The sequence below is a fragment of the Aliiglaciecola sp. LCG003 genome, assembly GCF_030316135.1.
Classification (GTDB): domain Bacteria; phylum Pseudomonadota; class Gammaproteobacteria; order Enterobacterales; family Alteromonadaceae; genus Aliiglaciecola.
The window spans coordinates 2,087,795-2,104,087 of sequence record NZ_CP128185.1 but is presented as its reverse complement, the minus strand read 5'-3'; the positions used below and the strand labels follow the sequence as shown (position 1 = coordinate 2,104,087).

13 protein-coding genes are annotated in these 16,293 nt (G+C 41.8%); 4 read left to right on the top strand and 9 right to left on the bottom strand.

What is annotated here, in order from left to right; translation table 11 throughout:
• The first annotated feature begins 125 nt into the window (after positions 1–125).
• Entirely contained in the window at positions 126–1,256 is a 1,131-nt protein-coding gene (gene ald, locus QR722_RS09100) for an alanine dehydrogenase (RefSeq protein WP_286287365.1), read from the top strand.
• Positions 1,257–1,300: 44 nt separating this feature from the next.
• Here ald and pyrF read toward each other — a convergent pair whose 3' ends face one another.
• From pyrF to gyrA, 9 genes are all read right to left on the bottom strand, one after another.
• Positions 1,301–1,996: an orotidine-5'-phosphate decarboxylase gene (gene pyrF, locus QR722_RS09095; protein ID WP_286287363.1), complete on the bottom strand. Its 696-nt coding sequence runs from the start codon at positions 1,994–1,996 to the stop codon at positions 1,301–1,303.
• A gap of 7 nt (positions 1,997–2,003) precedes the next feature.
• Positions 2,004–3,173, bottom strand: coding sequence for a lipopolysaccharide assembly protein LapB (lapB, locus tag QR722_RS09090; RefSeq protein ID WP_286287361.1), 1,170 nt, complete (start codon positions 3,171–3,173; stop codon positions 2,004–2,006).
• 1 nt (position 3,174) lies between these two features.
• Positions 3,175–3,435 carry a LapA family protein gene (locus QR722_RS09085; RefSeq protein ID WP_286287359.1) on the bottom strand — a complete coding sequence of 87 codons (261 nt, stop codon included), beginning with the start codon at positions 3,433–3,435 and terminating at the stop codon, positions 3,175–3,177.
• Between the two features lie 128 nt (positions 3,436–3,563).
• Positions 3,564–3,854, bottom strand: coding sequence for an integration host factor subunit beta (ihfB, locus tag QR722_RS09080; protein WP_286287357.1), 291 nt, complete (start codon positions 3,852–3,854; stop codon positions 3,564–3,566).
• Between the two features lie 72 nt (positions 3,855–3,926).
• Positions 3,927–5,603, bottom strand: a complete 1,677-nt coding sequence (gene rpsA / locus QR722_RS09075) for a 30S ribosomal protein S1 (protein ID WP_286287355.1) — start codon at positions 5,601–5,603, stop codon at positions 3,927–3,929.
• 114 nt (positions 5,604–5,717) lie between these two features.
• Complete coding sequence (gene cmk / locus QR722_RS09070; RefSeq protein ID WP_286287353.1) at positions 5,718–6,395, bottom strand: (d)CMP kinase; 678 nt, start codon at positions 6,393–6,395, stop codon at positions 5,718–5,720.
• Between the two features lie 193 nt (positions 6,396–6,588).
• Positions 6,589–7,869, bottom strand: a complete 1,281-nt coding sequence (gene aroA, locus QR722_RS09065; protein ID WP_286287351.1) for a 3-phosphoshikimate 1-carboxyvinyltransferase — start codon at positions 7,867–7,869, stop codon at positions 6,589–6,591.
• A gap of 4 nt (positions 7,870–7,873) precedes the next feature.
• Positions 7,874–8,959: a 3-phosphoserine/phosphohydroxythreonine transaminase gene (serC, locus tag QR722_RS09060; protein ID WP_286287348.1), complete on the bottom strand. Its 1,086-nt coding sequence runs from the start codon at positions 8,957–8,959 to the stop codon at positions 7,874–7,876.
• A gap of 84 nt (positions 8,960–9,043) precedes the next feature.
• Complete coding sequence (gene gyrA, locus QR722_RS09055) at positions 9,044–11,716, bottom strand: DNA topoisomerase (ATP-hydrolyzing) subunit A (RefSeq protein WP_286287347.1); 2,673 nt, start codon at positions 11,714–11,716, stop codon at positions 9,044–9,046.
• A gap of 350 nt (positions 11,717–12,066) precedes the next feature.
• Between gyrA and ubiG the strand changes: the two genes are divergently transcribed.
• The 3 genes from ubiG (at position 12,067) to nrdA (ending at position 16,245) form a co-directional block, all read left to right on the top strand.
• Positions 12,067–12,783, top strand: a complete 717-nt coding sequence (gene ubiG / locus QR722_RS09050; protein ID WP_286287345.1) for a bifunctional 2-polyprenyl-6-hydroxyphenol methylase/3-demethylubiquinol 3-O-methyltransferase UbiG — start codon at positions 12,067–12,069, stop codon at positions 12,781–12,783.
• Between the two features lie 12 nt (positions 12,784–12,795).
• Positions 12,796–13,455 (top strand): HAD family hydrolase, encoded by a 660-nt coding sequence (locus QR722_RS09045; RefSeq protein WP_286287343.1) that lies wholly within the window; start codon positions 12,796–12,798, stop codon positions 13,453–13,455.
• Positions 13,456–13,923: 468 nt separating this feature from the next.
• Complete coding sequence (gene nrdA / locus QR722_RS09040) at positions 13,924–16,245, top strand: class 1a ribonucleoside-diphosphate reductase subunit alpha (protein WP_286287340.1); 2,322 nt, start codon at positions 13,924–13,926, stop codon at positions 16,243–16,245.
• Positions 16,246–16,293 lie beyond the last annotated feature (48 nt).

The following is a 16,293-nucleotide window of genomic DNA, read 5'->3' as shown; positions in this document are numbered from 1 at the left end:
TATTCCGTCAAACCTAACATCCTTAGCATTATATGCTGATTATGTCAAAAATACAGGATAACACTTTACGCATTTGTCCCTATACTGCGTTTTTATTTTTTCAGTCAATTAGTCACGGAGTTCCCATGCTAGTAGGTGTACCAAAAGAAATCAAAAACCATGAATATCGTGTAGGTTTAACGCCTGCTGCCGTAAAAGAATTTGTGACTCACGGCCACGACGTGATCGTAGAAACCAATGCAGGCACCTCAATTGGGTTTGATGACGAGCAATATATTGCTGCAGGAGCGTCAATCATTGATAGTGCCGAAGAAATATTTGCCCGCGCTGAGATGATTGTTAAAGTAAAAGAGCCACAGCCGAATGAATGCAAAATGCTACGTGAAGGCCAAACCCTTTATACTTATTTGCATTTGGCACCAGACCCGACTCAAACTAAATTATTAGTTGAATCAGGCGCCACTTGTATCGCGTATGAAACCGTTACTGATAATCGTAATGGCCTACCACTATTGGCTCCAATGAGTGAAGTAGCTGGACGTATGGCTGTTCAAGCCGGGGCACATTATTTGGAAAAATCCCATGGTGGTAGCGGCACATTATTAGGTGGTGTGCCCGGTGTTGCACCAGGCAAAGTATTGGTAATAGGTGGCGGTGTTGTTGGTACTAATGCGGCAAAAATGGCGATAGGTTTAGGAGCTGATGTGACGATTTTGGATCGTTCACTGACTCGTCTTCGTGAACTAGACGATATCTTTGCTAATCAGTTAAAAACTGTCTACTCAACTATTGATGCAATTGAGTATTACTCATCTAAAGCTGATCTGGTGATTGGCGCTGTTTTGGTTCCTGGTGCAGCTGCACCTAAGTTGTTGACTCGTGACCATATCAAAGCAATGAAAGAAGGCTCTGTGGTAGTTGATGTAGCAATTGATCAGGGTGGTTGTTTCGCTACCTCAAAAGCAACTACGCACCAAGATCCAGTTTACATCGTTGATGGCGTAGTGCATTACTGTGTGGCGAACATGCCAGGCGGTGTGGCACGTACCTCAACTATGGCATTGAACAATGCAACCCTACCCTTTGGACTGGCGCTTGCGAACAAGGGTCCTAAGCGAGCTATGCTTGAGGACGCACATTTACTGAATGGTTTGAATGTGCACAAGGGCAAGGTTACTTATAAAGCGGTAATCGATGCATTAGGTACTGAATTAAACCTAGAGTACGTTGAGCCTAAGCAAGCATTAGAATTATAAGCTGAGTAATTTAACTTAACAAAAGCTGCCTACGGGCAGCTTTTTTATTGCAGAGAATCATTAATTTGTTGCAAGCTTGCTAAGGGATCCGCTGCTTGAGTTATTGGACGACCAATCACCATATAGTCAACACCGGCAATGATAGCATCAGGGGGCGTCATAATTCGACTTTGGTCACCTTGCTCACTGCCAATAGGTCGAATACCTGGGGTCACCAACAAGAAGTCGGACGGAAGTTTATCTCGTAGTATAGGCGCTTCTTGAGCTGAGCATACTACCCCATCTAACCCGCAATCTGCGGTTAAATTCGCTAATCTGAGTACGTGCTGTTCTGGAGTTTGGCTGATCCCAATAGCCTTCAGTTGAGCTTGGTCCATGCTGGTTAACACAGTGACAGCGATAAGTTTAGGTTGATTCTTACCTAAAGTACTAAGTTGCTGCTTGGCATTTTCCATCATTTTCGGGCCGCCAGATGCGTGTACATTCAGCATCCAAACACCTAGATCAGCTGCAGCTAAACAGGCTTTACCAACAGTATTGGGTATATCATGAAATTTTAGATCTAAAAACACATCGAACTGTCTTCTGACCAATTCTTTAACAAACTCTGGACCGAAATAGGTAAACATCTCTTTACCTACTTTTAGCTTGCATTGACTGGCGTCTAGCTGACTAACTACGTTTAGCGCTTTATCTCTATTATCAAAATCTAGAGCAACAATAATTTTTGGATCACTCATCTGTTCTTTATTCTCCGTCTAAACCTTTAATGGGTTTAACCACACCCCATTTTTTACAAGATGGACACAACCAATGAATTTGCCGCCCCGAAAACCCACAACTTAAACAACGGTACTTGGGCCGCAGTTTTATTTGCTCTTCAACCAAGCCTTTGACCATGGTTAAACTCTCCTTGGTCTTTTGATCTACTTCATCTTCGATAAAAAATCCCATCAAAGTTTTGAAGCCCTTCATCGTAGGAGTCTTTTTCAACTGTTCAAATAACACCAATTCTGCTTGTTCAGTGCTGTCTTTTTTAGCCAATAACTTTACCTTGGCCAAGTAAGAGGTTGCGCATTGTTGCCAATAGAGCTCGAGAATTTGTTCCAATTGCTCATCACTGCCTAATTTGTTGCTACACTCTTCCAACATAGGCACAGCTTCACTAAACCAGGAAATATCACGCAAGGGCACTTGCTTCAAATAATCTATCGCCTGTTGAAAATTTTGCTGCTTCATCGCCATATCACCCAGCAAGAGCCAGGGCCTAACCGCATGTTCGTTGGCACTTATGGCTTTTTGCAAAGCTTGTTCGGCAAGACCGAATTCCTGTTTTTTAATATTTTGAATTGCACGCTCACAATAATAATGTGATAAACGGATACACAGATCTTCGCTATCGCCATGACAATTCATCATGTTTTCGCCTAAATCAATAGCCCTATCCCACTCCTTAGTGGTTTGATAAATTCGAAAAAGTTGTTGTTGGGCGTCAAGAAAATGTTTATCACTTTCGAGTAATTGCAAGAAGGCATTCTCAGCACGCTCTAAAAAGCCTGCCATCATATAATCTTTACCTAATTCTCTAAGAGCTTGTTGATTCTGGGATTGGGATAACTCTTGTTTACTAACCAGATTTTGATGAACTCTGATGGCCCTATCAAGCTCTCCGCGATGGCGAAAGAAGTTACCCATAGCTATATGAGTTTCAACGGTAGAGTTATCTAAATTAATCATTTTCATTAAGGTATCAACGGCTTTGTCGGGTTGATCAGATAATAAAAAGTTTAATCCTTTGTAGTAATGCCGCGATAAGATGCTTGATTGCTTGCGCTGAGCTTGACGAACACTGTTGCGGCCCATTACGTAACCATAGCCCGCTGCAACAGGTAAAAGAAGAAAAAGTAACTCCAGCATACTAGTTGCTTGATGCGTCAGAAACGCGACTGTTTTTTTTCAATTTTCCAATTCGCCACTTTAGTCTTAGCCAAATCAAAGCAAACACTAAACCGCTAAGTGCAGTACCAGCAGCAAAAAATAACATCAGTAACATAGATAGGCGCATTTCAATTGTTGCTAGTAAATAATCAAAATTGATTATTTGATCGTTTTTAGCACCTAATAGACCAGCGATTAGCATAATGAGAATGAAAATCACCACAATCAAGAATATTTTCAACGGTAAACCTCAGATATAGAAATTCAATGTGAAGAGCAGCGGGTCTATAGTACAAAAATTTAGGGGGTGTTGTCACCCAAACAAAAACGGCACTCTAAAAAGAGTGCCGTTTTTTAAATAATAGAATATCAGTGAGTTAAACCTTCGTTTACACGCTCGCGTAACTCTTTGCCTGGTTTGAAATGTGGAACGTATTTACCTTCAAGTTTAACCGTTTCTCCAGTTTTAGGATTGCGGCCTACTCTTGGTGCACGATAGTGAAGAGAAAAACTTCCAAAACCTCGAATTTCAATGCGATCTCCCTTTTGTAGGGTTTGCGCCATTTGTTCGAGCATTTCTTTAATCGCTGATTCCACGTCTTTAGCAGGAATTTGGCGAGCTTTATCGGCTAAGCGTTCAATGAGTTCAGATTTGGTCATATAAATCTTCCTTTATTCAATACATTTACCGAAGAGAAGACAGGCACAGAAACTGTGCCTGAAAATTAACTCTTATTCTTCGCCTTTAGCAGCTTTGAAAGCTTCAGCAAATGCGTTTGTGAAGCCAGCTTCTTCAGGTTGCTGGTTCACTTTATCGATTGCTTCTTTCTCATCTGCTTGGTCTTTAGCTTTAACTGATAAGTTAACGATGCGGTTTTTACGATCTACGCCCATGAATTTAGCTTCAAGGTCGTCGCCAACATTAACTACTTCAGTTGCATCTTCAAGACGTTCAACAGTCAAATCACCAACGCGAACGTAACCATCGACTTCTTCAGATAGGTTAACTGTTACGCCTTTCGCGTCTACAGCGGTAACCTTACCAGTAACGATAGCACCTTTTTTGTTATCTGTCAGATACTTATTGAATGGGTCTTCTTCAATTTGCTTCACGCCAAGTGAGATACGCTCGCGCTCTGGGTCAACTTGAAGTACCACAGCAGAGATTTCATCACCTTTCTTGTATTCACGAACAGCGTCTTCGCCAGTCTTGTTCCAAGAAATGTCAGACAAGTGAACCAAACCATCGATGCCACCGTCCAAGCCGATGAAGATACCGAAGTCAGTGATTGACTTGATCTTACCGGAAACTTTATCGTTCTTCTCATGAGACTTAGCAAACTCTTCCCAAGGATTAGCTTTACATTGCTTAAGACCAAGAGAGATACGACGACGTTCTTCGTCAATTTCAAGAACCATAACTTCAACTACGTCACCAAGGTTAACAACCTTAGATGGGTGGATGTTTTTGTTAGTCCAATCCATTTCAGAAACGTGTACCAAACCTTCAACGCCATCTTCGATTTCAACGAAGCAACCGTAATCTGTAAGGTTAGTAACCGCACCAGATAATTTAGAGCCTTCTGGGTAACGGTTAGCAATCTCTTGCCAAGGATCGCTGCCCATTTGCTTCATACCTAGTGAAACACGAGATTTTTCTTTATCGAATTTCAATACTTTAACGTTGATTTCGTCGCCAACGTTAACGATTTCACTTGGGTGCTTAACGCGTTTCCAAGCCATATCGGTAATGTGTAGTAGTCCGTCTACTCCACCAAGATCAACAAAAGCACCGTAATCGGTAAGATTCTTAACGATACCTTTAACTTCATGACCTTCTTCGAGGTTAGCAAGGATTTGATCGCGCTCAGCACTGCTTTCGGCTTCGATAACAGCACGACGAGAAACAACAACGTTGTTGCGCTTAGCATCAAGTTTGATAACTTTGAATTCTAATTCTTTACCTTCAAGATGAGTTGTGTCGCGAACTGGGCGAACATCAACTAATGAACCAGGCAGGAAGGCACGCACTGTGTTCACTTCAACTGTAAAGCCACCTTTAACTTTACCGTTGATTACACCAATAATGGTTTCTTTTTCTTCGTAAGCTTTTTCTAGTTCAACCCAAGCTTCATGACGCTTAGCTTTTTCTCTAGAAAGGATAGTCTCACCAAATCCGTCTTCAACAGCGTCGAGTGCTACATCAACTGTATCGCCAATAGCCACTTCAAGTACGCCTTCAGCGTTTTTGAACTGCTCTACAGGGATAGCGCTTTCAGATTTTAGACCGGCATCGACAAGAACAATATCTTTATCGATTGAAACGATAGTACCTTTTACGATGGCACCTGGACGTGTTTCGAGTTCTTTTAAACTCTCTTCAAATAGTTGAGCAAAATTTTCAGTCATAGCCTACTTTATTAAATACTTTTATTTGACATCCACGTATAAATCCAATTAACGTGGGGTTGTTATTCGTTACCTGAATCATCCTTAAACAGGCATTTGGCACGGTTGAGAATATTATAAATTCAATTTAGAGTTCACAAAATCTCTTGCCTTTTCAAGCACTTGCTCTACATTTAAATGCGTAGAATCAAGTACTAACGCGTCAGCCGCAGGTACCAAAGGTGCCACAGATCTGTTCACGTCTCTATCGTCTCTAGCCTCTATATCGGCTAAAAGGCGCGCAATGTTAACATCATGGCCTTTATCTTTCAACTGCTTATATCTACGCTGGGCGCGTTCTTCTGCACTTGCGGTTAAGAATATTTTTGCGTCTGCTGTTGGGAATACTATGGTACCCATATCCCGTCCATCAGCCACTAAACCAGGGGCTTCTTTGAATGCACGTTGGCGACGCAATAAAGCTTCTCTTATCCGCGGTAATGACGCGATTTTAGAAGCAATACTGCCGACTTCTTCGGTACGAATACTGAAAGTGACATCTTCACCTTCAAGAACAATTTTACAGCCAGTATCTGTTGTTTCAAAACTGACATCTAAACTACTTGCTAATGGCACTAAGCCTGATTCATCATCACATTCAATCTGATGATGAATAGAAGCAATGGCTAAAACTCGATAGATAGCTCCGCTATCAAGGAAGTTCCATCCCAATTCTTTGGCCAAAAGACTACTAACAGTCCCTTTTCCAGCACCGCTGGGGCCGTCGATAGTAATGACGGGTGATACTTGCATGCGCTCTCCTGAGCTCCTTATAAAAATCGGCGGGAATTATACGCTTTAAGCATATTTAAGCAACGAATGACATCTAATTAGACACTAGACCTTTGTTTAACAGTACAATTTAGTCATTCATTGTGATGCATGATGAGCCAGATATATGACTATTTAATGGCAAATAGTATCTATATTTGCCAACAATCGGCACTTAATGGCAAATGCTCTTAAAGCGTTCAAAATAGTCTGGGAAAGTTTTTGCCGTACAACCAGGATCATTGATGGTGACCGCAGTGTTACTCAGAGCTATCAATGAAAAGCACATTGCTATGCGATGATCATTGTAAGTATCAATATGTGCTTCGTTTATATCACCATTAGGGGTGACTTCGATAAAGTCTTCACCTTCTACTACTATTGCACCAAGTTTACGAAGTTCTGTTGCCATCGCGGCCAAACGATCGGTTTCTTTAACTCGCCAATTATAAATATTGGTCATTTTGGTGGTGCCCTTGGCGAACAATGCGGTGGTGGCTATAGTCATGGCCGCATCAGGAATGTGATTCATATCCATATCAATAGCGCTAAGCGGTGCACCCGTTACTTGAATGTAATCATCACCCCACTCTATTTTGGCTCCCATGTTAGCTAACACATCCGCAAAACGGATATCACCTTGAATACTCTTGGCACCAACGCCTGTAACTTTAACAGTACCGCCTTTGATGGCGCCAGCGGCCAAAAAGTATGACGCAGAAGACGCGTCGCCTTCAACTAAGAACTTTCCTGGTGATTGATAGACCTGATTACCTTTGATAATAAATTGCTGGTAATCATGGTTTTCTACCTCTAGACCAAACTGCGCCATGGTATGCAGCGTGATATCAATATAAGGTTTAGAAACCAATTCACCAACGATGCTTATTTCACTGTCTGCTGTAAAAAGCGGCGCGGCCATCAGTACCGCCGTCAAAAATTGACTGGATACGCTTCCATCTACCGTTATTTTGCCGCCAGCCAATGATTTACCTTTGATCCTCAAAGGAGGATAGTTATCGTTCTTAAGGTATTCGATATCAGCGCCAACTTGACGCAGCGCATCGGTCAATGCGCCTATGGGACGTTCTTCCATACGAGGCTCACCAGTAAGGACGAACTCGCCATCAGAAGCAGCTAAAGCAGCACACAGTGGACGCATAGCAGTACCCGCATTGCCTAAAAACAACTCGGTGGGTTGGGCAACTTTAAATACACCGCCTAAGCCTTTCACCGTGCATTGGGTCTTGTCATCACTAAGATGGTAAGACACACCTAACTTGGCCAGTGCCGAAAGCATATAACGGATATCATCACTGTCTAATAAATTCGTTAGCGTTGTTTCGCCCTCGGCTAACGCCGCCAATAGTAAAGCTCGATTGGACAAGCTTTTGGAACCAGGGACATTGACAGTACCACTTACCGAATGGATCGGATTTAACTTCAATTGCTGCATACTACTAACCATTCCTCTTGGCAAAATCGTGCATAAAATCGACTAATGCCTGAACGCCCTCTATTGGCATTGCATTGTAAATACTGGCACGCATACCACCGACAATTCGATGTCCCTTCAAGGCTTTTAAACCGGCACCTTCTGACTCTTTCAAAAACAATCCATCAAGATCTGTAGTTGCCAAATGAAAAGGTACGTTCATTCGTGAGCGATATTCGAAAGCCACATTATTACTATAAAAATCATTGCTATCGATAGCATCATACAGCAGCGCCGCTTTATCAGCATTTCTGTGCTCCATGGCATCAACACCGCCATTATTTAATAACCACTTAAAAACTAAGCCCGCTAAATACCAAGCAAAGGTTGGCGGCGTGTTGTACATGGAATCGTGCTTTGCCAAAAGCGAGTAGTTAATAATCGAAGGCGTTTCTGTGCGGGCTTTGTCTAATAATGAGTCGTGCACAATTACCACTGACAAACCAGAGGGACCGATATTTTTCTGTGCGCCTGCGTATATAACACCATATTGACTGACATCTATCTTCTTCGACAAAATGTTAGATGACATATCAGCCACAATAGGAACGCCATTAGTTTCTGGAACCCAAGGGATCTCTATGCCTTCTACGGTTTCATTTGGACAGTAGTGAAAGTAAGCGGCTTGCTGGTTAAGTTGCCATTGCTGTTGTGACTGAACGCCAATTTTACCATCGATGATTTGGGTTTGCCCCACCACATCGGCCGTTAGATAATGACTGGCCTCTTCAACGGCCCCTTTTGACCACGACCCAGTTACCAGATGATCAGCGCGATCATTTGGGCTCGTAAGGTTTAATGGCACAGCTGAGAATTGACCCCTACCACCACCGTGGGTAAAAAGAATGTGATAATCTTTGGGTACGGACAGCAATTTACGTAAGTTGTCAGTCGCCGTTTCAGCCACTTCGATAAAGGCTTTACTACGATGACTCATCTCCATCACAGAGCATCCCTGCCCTTGCCAATTGATAAACTCTTGCTGTGCTTGTTGCATCACATCAGCAGGCAACATAGCTGGCCCAGCACTAAAATTAAATACATTTGTCATAGTTATCTATTTCTCTTCTGGCAAAAAAAACGAGCGGACAAACCGCTCGTATTTACGCTAACTGTGAATACTTGCGATCAGAGTCTATTCTGTTGAATCAGTGCTTGAGTCAGCCGTATTCGACTGGTTTTGTTCACCTTCTACAGTCTCATCCAATTCTAAGTCTTCCGTTTCAATTTCATCAATACGTTGAAGCCCGACTACTTTTTCATTCTCAGCAGTACGGATTAAGCGTACGCCTTGAGTGTTTCTTCCTACCGTAGATACTTCATCTACACGGGTACGAACTAAAGTGCCTTGGTCACTAATGAGCATGATTTCCTGCCCTTCGATAACCTGTACAGCGCCTACAACTAGGCCATTTCTATCAGAAACCTTAATTGAGACAACACCTTGAGTGGCTCGACTCTTAGCTGGATAATCAGCTAAGGGTGTGCGTTTACCAAATCCGTTTTCAGTCGCGGTCAGTATTGCACCGTCACCTTTAGGTACAATTAACGACACGACACGCTGACCGTCTTGTAGACGAATTCCACGAACACCGGTTGCAGTTCTGCCCATAGGACGAAGGGCAAGTAGCTCTTCGCCTGTTTCAGGATCAGTTTTGACTAGCCCAGTTTCCGACTCGCGCTGTTTCTCATTGAAACGCACGACTTTACCGGCATCAGAGAACAACATAATGTCGCTTTCACCATCGGTGATATCGACACCGATAAGCTCATCACCATCATTCAGATTAACCGCAATGATGCCGTTAGAGCGAGGTCTTGAGTATTGAACTAATGCTGTTTTCTTGACTGTACCGTTTGCAGTTGCCATTAAAACGTACTTACCTTCTTCAAATTCTTGAATAGGTAATATGGCAGTAATACGTTCGTTTTCTTCCAAAGGTAATATATTTACTATTGGGCGACCGCGTGCATTTCGGCTGGCGAAAGGTAATTGATACACTTTCAACCAATATAGTCTGCCTCGTGTAGAGAAACACAAGATATGGTCATGGGTATTGGCAACTAATAGTTTTTCAATGAAATCTTCATTTTTCATTTTAGTTGCCGACTTGCCCTTACCGCCACGGCGCTGCGCTTCATAATCAGATAGTTTCTGATATTTCACATAGCCTTCACGTGAAAGGGTTACCACTACATCTTCCCGTTCGATCAAATCTTCCATGTCAATGTCATGGCTGGCAGCAGTGATTTCAGTGCGTCTTTCGTCGCCATATTCGTCACGTATTTTTTCTAATTCTTCGCGGATCACTTCCATCAGACGCTCAGCGCTGCCTAAGATGTGTAATAACTCTGCAATGAAATCAAGTAACTCTTTATATTCTGCTAAGATCTTGTCGTGCTCTAGACCGGTTAATTTATGCAGTCTTAAATCGAGAATAGCTTGTGCTTGTTGCTCAGTTAAGAAATATTCGCCTTCATGAATACCAAATTGAGGCTCTAACCAATCAGGACGAGCCGCATCATCACCCGCACGGGCAAGCATTTCAGCAACATCCCCTAACGCCCAACCACGGGCAACCAATGAAGCTTTTGCATCACTAGGACTTTGCGAGGCTTTGATCAATTCGATGATTTCATCAATATTGACTAAGGCAATAGCGAGGCCTTCTAGGATGTGTGCACGATCGCGAGCTTTCTTAAGCTCGAAAACGGTACGACGTGTTACTACTTCGCGGCGATGTAGAACGAATGCTTGCAGGGCTTCTTTTAGGTTGAATATTTTAGGTTGGTTATTATCCAACGCGACCATATTGATACCAAACACGGTTTGAAGCTGTGTTTGTGCATATAGATGATTCAGAAGAACTTCTGCAGACTCATTTCGTCTTACTTCAATAACGATGCGCATACCGTCTTTATCTGACTCGTCACGCAGCGCCGAAATACCTTCAATTTTCTTTTCTTTTACCAGATCAGCAATTTTTTCAATCAACCTTGCTTTGTTAACCTGATAAGGGATCTCGTGAACAATAATGGTTTCTTTACCATTGTCTTCAGTTTCGATTTCGGCACGGGCGCGCATATAAATTTTGCCACGACCGGTACGATAAGCTTCATCTATACCTTTGCGTCCACTTATTAAAGCAGCAGTCGGGAAATCAGGGCCGGGTATATGCTCCATGATCTCTTCGATAGTCATATCTGGATTATCGATTAATGCGATACAGCCATTAACAACTTCAGTTAAATTATGTGGCGGGATATTGGTAGCCATACCAACGGCGATTCCAGAGGAACCGTTGACTAGTAAATTAGGTACTTTAGTAGGCAATACATCAGGGATATGTTCAGTGCCATCATAGTTAGGCACAAAATCTACGGTTTCTTTTTCTAAATCAGCGAGAAGTTCATGGGCAATTTTTGCCATTCTAACTTCGGTATAACGCATAGCGGCCGCAGAGTCACCGTCGACAGAACCAAAATTACCTTGGCCGTCTACCAGCATATAGCGTAATGAAAAAGGTTGCGCCATTCTTACAATAGTGTCGTACACCGCGGAATCACCATGAGGGTGATATTTACCGATGACATCACCCACAACACGGGCTGATTTTTTGTAAGGTTTGTTGAAATCATTTTTCAACTCGTTCATCGCGAACAGTACCCGTCGATGAACTGGTTTTAAACCGTCACGAACATCTGGTAAAGCTCGTCCAACAATAACGCTCATAGCGTAATCAAGGTAAGAGTTTTTTAACTCTTCCTCTATATTAATGGGGAGGATTTCTTTGGCATCGTCAGTCATATACAGCCTTGTCCCTAAATTATTATCTGAATCGTGTTGACTCTGCTGAGGTTTTAAACAGCATAACCTAACGCGATTTTACTTATAGTGGGTTCTTCTAATCAACTCACGATTCTACCATTGAGAAAACAAAATAAATAGCCGTGATTAGCTCATATAGTATTCAATTAAGCAGTTTTTTAGCATATCTAACCAAAAATCACTCATAGGTTAATTTGGATTTCTGATCATCCAACAAAACATTGTTTGATTATTCGACAATCTCATTTTTAACATAAAAAAACGTAAAGCTCTGGTGATATAATTTTGACCCAGCTTATAATGTGTTGAGTTTTAATTAGGGATGTAACATGACTGAGCAAAATGTAGATGCCGGCGAAATACAAAAATTCGCAGCCTTAGCCTCTCGTTGGTGGGACCTGAATGGAGAGTTCAAACCTCTGCATGAAATTAATCCGCTACGCTGTGATTTTATTATGCAGCATAGTGATGGGGTATTTGGCAAGAAAATTATCGACGTGGGCTGTGGCGGAGGTATTCTTGCCGAATATCTAGCTAAGCAAGGTGCTCACGTGGTGGGCGTAGATATGGCCAAGGAATCGTTGGAGGTAGCTAGGTTGCATGGGCTAGAGTCCGGTGTAAAAGTAGATTACCAACTAAATACTGCTGAGCAGATGGCGAGTCAGCACAGTGGCCAATTTGATGTGGTTACCTGTTTGGAAATGCTGGAGCACGTGCCTAACCCAGAATCTATCGTTGCAGCCTGTGCCAGCTTAGTAAAACCTGGTGGTCATGTTTTTTTCTCAACGCTAAACCGCAATATCAAGTCCTATTTGATGGCCATAGTGGGGGCGGAACATGTGTTAAAATTGGTTCCTAAAGGTACCCACCAACACGAAAAATTTATCAAACCTGCTGAACTAATCAGCTGGATAGACAAATCAGAGTTAATCGCAAAAAATATGACCGGTCTTCATATTAATCCACTCACTCAACAATATTATTTGTCAGATCAAAATGTTGATGTAAACTATTTGCTGCATTGCCAAAGGATAGACGATGAATAATAAGGCTGTACTATGAGTCATTTTAATGGTGTTTTGTTTGACCTCGATGGCACTTTATTAGATACCGCAAAAGATTTGGGCAATGCATTAAATCATGTGTTGTCTCAGCACGATCAACCAAGCATAGCTTTTGCAGCCTATCGTAATGTTGCCTCCGATGGGGCTAAAGGCCTGTTAGAGCTAGGTTTTGGTGACAACTTTAACCAATTAGATTTTCCAATAGCACGGCAGCAACTGTTAGATCACTATGCTACTAATATCTGTGTTGATACACGTATGTTCGCCGGTGTTGAGGAATGCCTTTTGCAGCTAAATGAAAGGGCTATTCCTTGGGGGATTGTTACAAACAAGCCTGGTTGGTTAACTGATTCGTTATTATCATATTTTCCACTCTTAGCAGCATGTAATTGTGTATTTAGCGGTGATACATTATCGAAACGAAAACCCGATCCCCTGCCCCTTTTAGAAGCCGCAAAATTACTTAATTTGAATCCCGGCAGTACATTATATGTTGGCGATGCGATTCGAGACATACAAGCCGCTAATTCAGCAGATATGATCAGTGTTGCTGCTTGTTATGGTTACATCGACGACCTCAACCAGGTCAGAGATTGGCAAGCGGACTTTACAGTTGATCACATACAACAAATTTGGCAATTAAAATGTCGGTGAAGGTAAATGGTGCTTTGTCTAAAAGCATCAGATTGATGGATTTTTAATCATAGACATAAAGCATAATTGATACCAGATGTTGTGTTTTTGTGACATTATTTCGCTATATATCGGTATTGTCTAAAAACGATTTATTCCTATCAAAAAGATTTATTAAAAAAAATATTATCAGAATAAACTTGCATTCACGTTAACTCGCTTTCAAGTATAGTTGCTAAGTTAGTCAATACTAACCTAGTAAATAGTTAGGCTCCAACTGCCCACAAAACCACCATATGTTGGGTTGCAAACAGAGTAAAACACCTCTATCTTGTGGCTATCCCAATATTAATAACTATTTTAACAATTACGCGATAATCTCAATTGAGTGACTCGCATGGTATTGGGTTACGACGAAATATACTTTCTGTGTTCGATGCTAGATGCATCGAGCACTTGGCGCTAATAATCTATACGGCTATCAAAATCATGAATAATAATCTCTTTGTCACAAAACGCGATGGCGAACGTGAAGTTATAGACTTGGATAAAATCCATAAAGTTATCACTTGGGCGGCTAAAGGCCTGAATAATGTCTCTGTTTCTCAAGTTGAAATCAAAGCGCATATTCAATTTTACGATGGTATTAAAACCGAAGATATTCACGAGACATTGATACGATCCGCAGCGGATCTAATTTCAACTGATAGTCCCGATTACCAATATTTAGCTGCACGACTCGCAGTTTTCCATCTGCGTAAAAAAGCCTATGGGCAATTTGAACCGCCTGCACTGGTTGATCATGTTAAACGTATGGTCAAAATGGGCAAATATGATGCTCACATCCTGGAAGATTATTCTGAGCAAGAATTAACAGAGTTAGATGCTTACCTTGACCATTGGCGCGACATGAATTTCAGTTATGCAGCGGTTAAGCAGTTAGAGGGCAAGTATCTTGTACAAAACCGTGTTACCGGCGACATATATGAAAGTGCGCAGTTTCTTTACATATTAGTTGCAGCCTGCCTGTTCGCAAATTACAGCAAAGAAACCCGCCTGGATTATATTAAACGTTTCTATGATGCGACTTCATTATTCAAAATTTCTTTGCCTACTCCAATTATGTCTGGCGTTAGGACACCCACTCGTCAATTTAGCTCATGTGTGTTAATTGAAACCGGCGATAGCTTGGATTCAATCAATGCTACAGCTAGTGCCATAGTCAAATACGTTAGTCAACGGGCTGGAATCGGTGTTAATGCTGGACGAATTCGCGCATTGGGTAGCAATATCCGTGGTGGCGAGGCTTATCACACGGGTTGTATTCCTTTTTACAAGTATTTCCAGACTGCGGTTAAGAGTTGCTCCCAAGGTGGTGTTCGTGGCGGAGCAGCAACGTTATTTTATCCGGTCTGGCATTTAGAGGTTGAATCTCTATTAGTACTGAAAAATAATCGGGGTGTGGAAGAAAACCGTGTACGTCATTTAGATTATGGTGTGCAATTTAATAAGCTGATGTATCAACGTATGATCAAAGATCAAAACATCACCTTGTTTAGCCCTTCCGATGTTCCTGGGCTTTATGATGCTTTCTTTGCAGACCAAGTAGAGTTTGAAAAGCTCTATGTTCAATATGAGCAAGACGCCTCAATTCGTAAGAAATCAATCAGAGCGGTAGAGCTATTCAGCCTATTTATGCAAGAACGTGCCAGTACTGGCCGGATCTACCTACAAAACGTTGACCATTGTAATACTCATAGTCCATTTGATCCTAAAGTAGCACCCGTTAGACAAAGTAACCTGTGTCTTGAAATTGCGTTACCTACCAAACCGTTAGAGCATGTAAATGATGAAAATGGTGAAATAGCCCTTTGTACTCTATCTGCTTTTAACCTTGGGGAAATTAAAAGTCTTGATGATTTTGAAGAGCTATCCGACTTAGCTGTGCGCGCACTAGATAGTTTGTTGGACTATCAGGATTACCCGGTTCCAGCTGCTTACAATGCGTCTATTGGCCGTCGTACATTGGGTATAGGTGTGATCAACTTTGCTTACTACCTAGCAAAAAATGGCAAAAAATATTCCGATGGCAGTGGTAATGCACTAATTCACAAAACCTTCGAAGCTATGCAATATTACTTGCTTAAAGCATCCAATAAATTAGCAAAAGAAAAAGGCGCTTGTCCGAAATTTAACGAGACAACCTACTCGCAAGGTATTCTACCTATTGATACCTATAAAAAGGACTTGGATAAGGTTTGTAACGAGCCGTTACATTACGACTGGGAAAGCTTACGAAAAGAGATCACTCAACATGGTTTACGCAACAGTACTTTGTCAGCTTTGATGCCATCTGAAACATCGTCTCAAATATCTAACGCAACTAATGGTATTGAGCCACCTCGAGGCCATATAAGTATCAAATCCAGTAAAGATGGAGTGCTTAAACAAGTTGTTCCGGATTATGAAAACCTTAAAGAACAATACGAACTGTTGTGGGACATCAATTCAAATGACGGTTACCTAGAATTGGTGGCCATTATGCAGAAATTTATCGACCAAACGATATCAGCTAACACCAGTTACGACCCAGGCAAGTACGAAGGTGGTAAAGTTCCTATGAAGTTGCTCCTCAAAGACTTATTAACCACTTATAAGTTGGGTATCAAGACTTTGTATTATCACAACACCCGTGATGGAGCTTCAGATTCCTCACAAGCAGATTTGGTTAAGGTTGTTAGCAAGCCTCTAGCTCAAGAGGTTATTGTTGAAGAAGACGATGATTGCGCCGGTGGTGCATGTAAGATTTAGAGTTTATGAATAGAAGGCGAAATAACCATTTCGCCTAGCTTTTACATT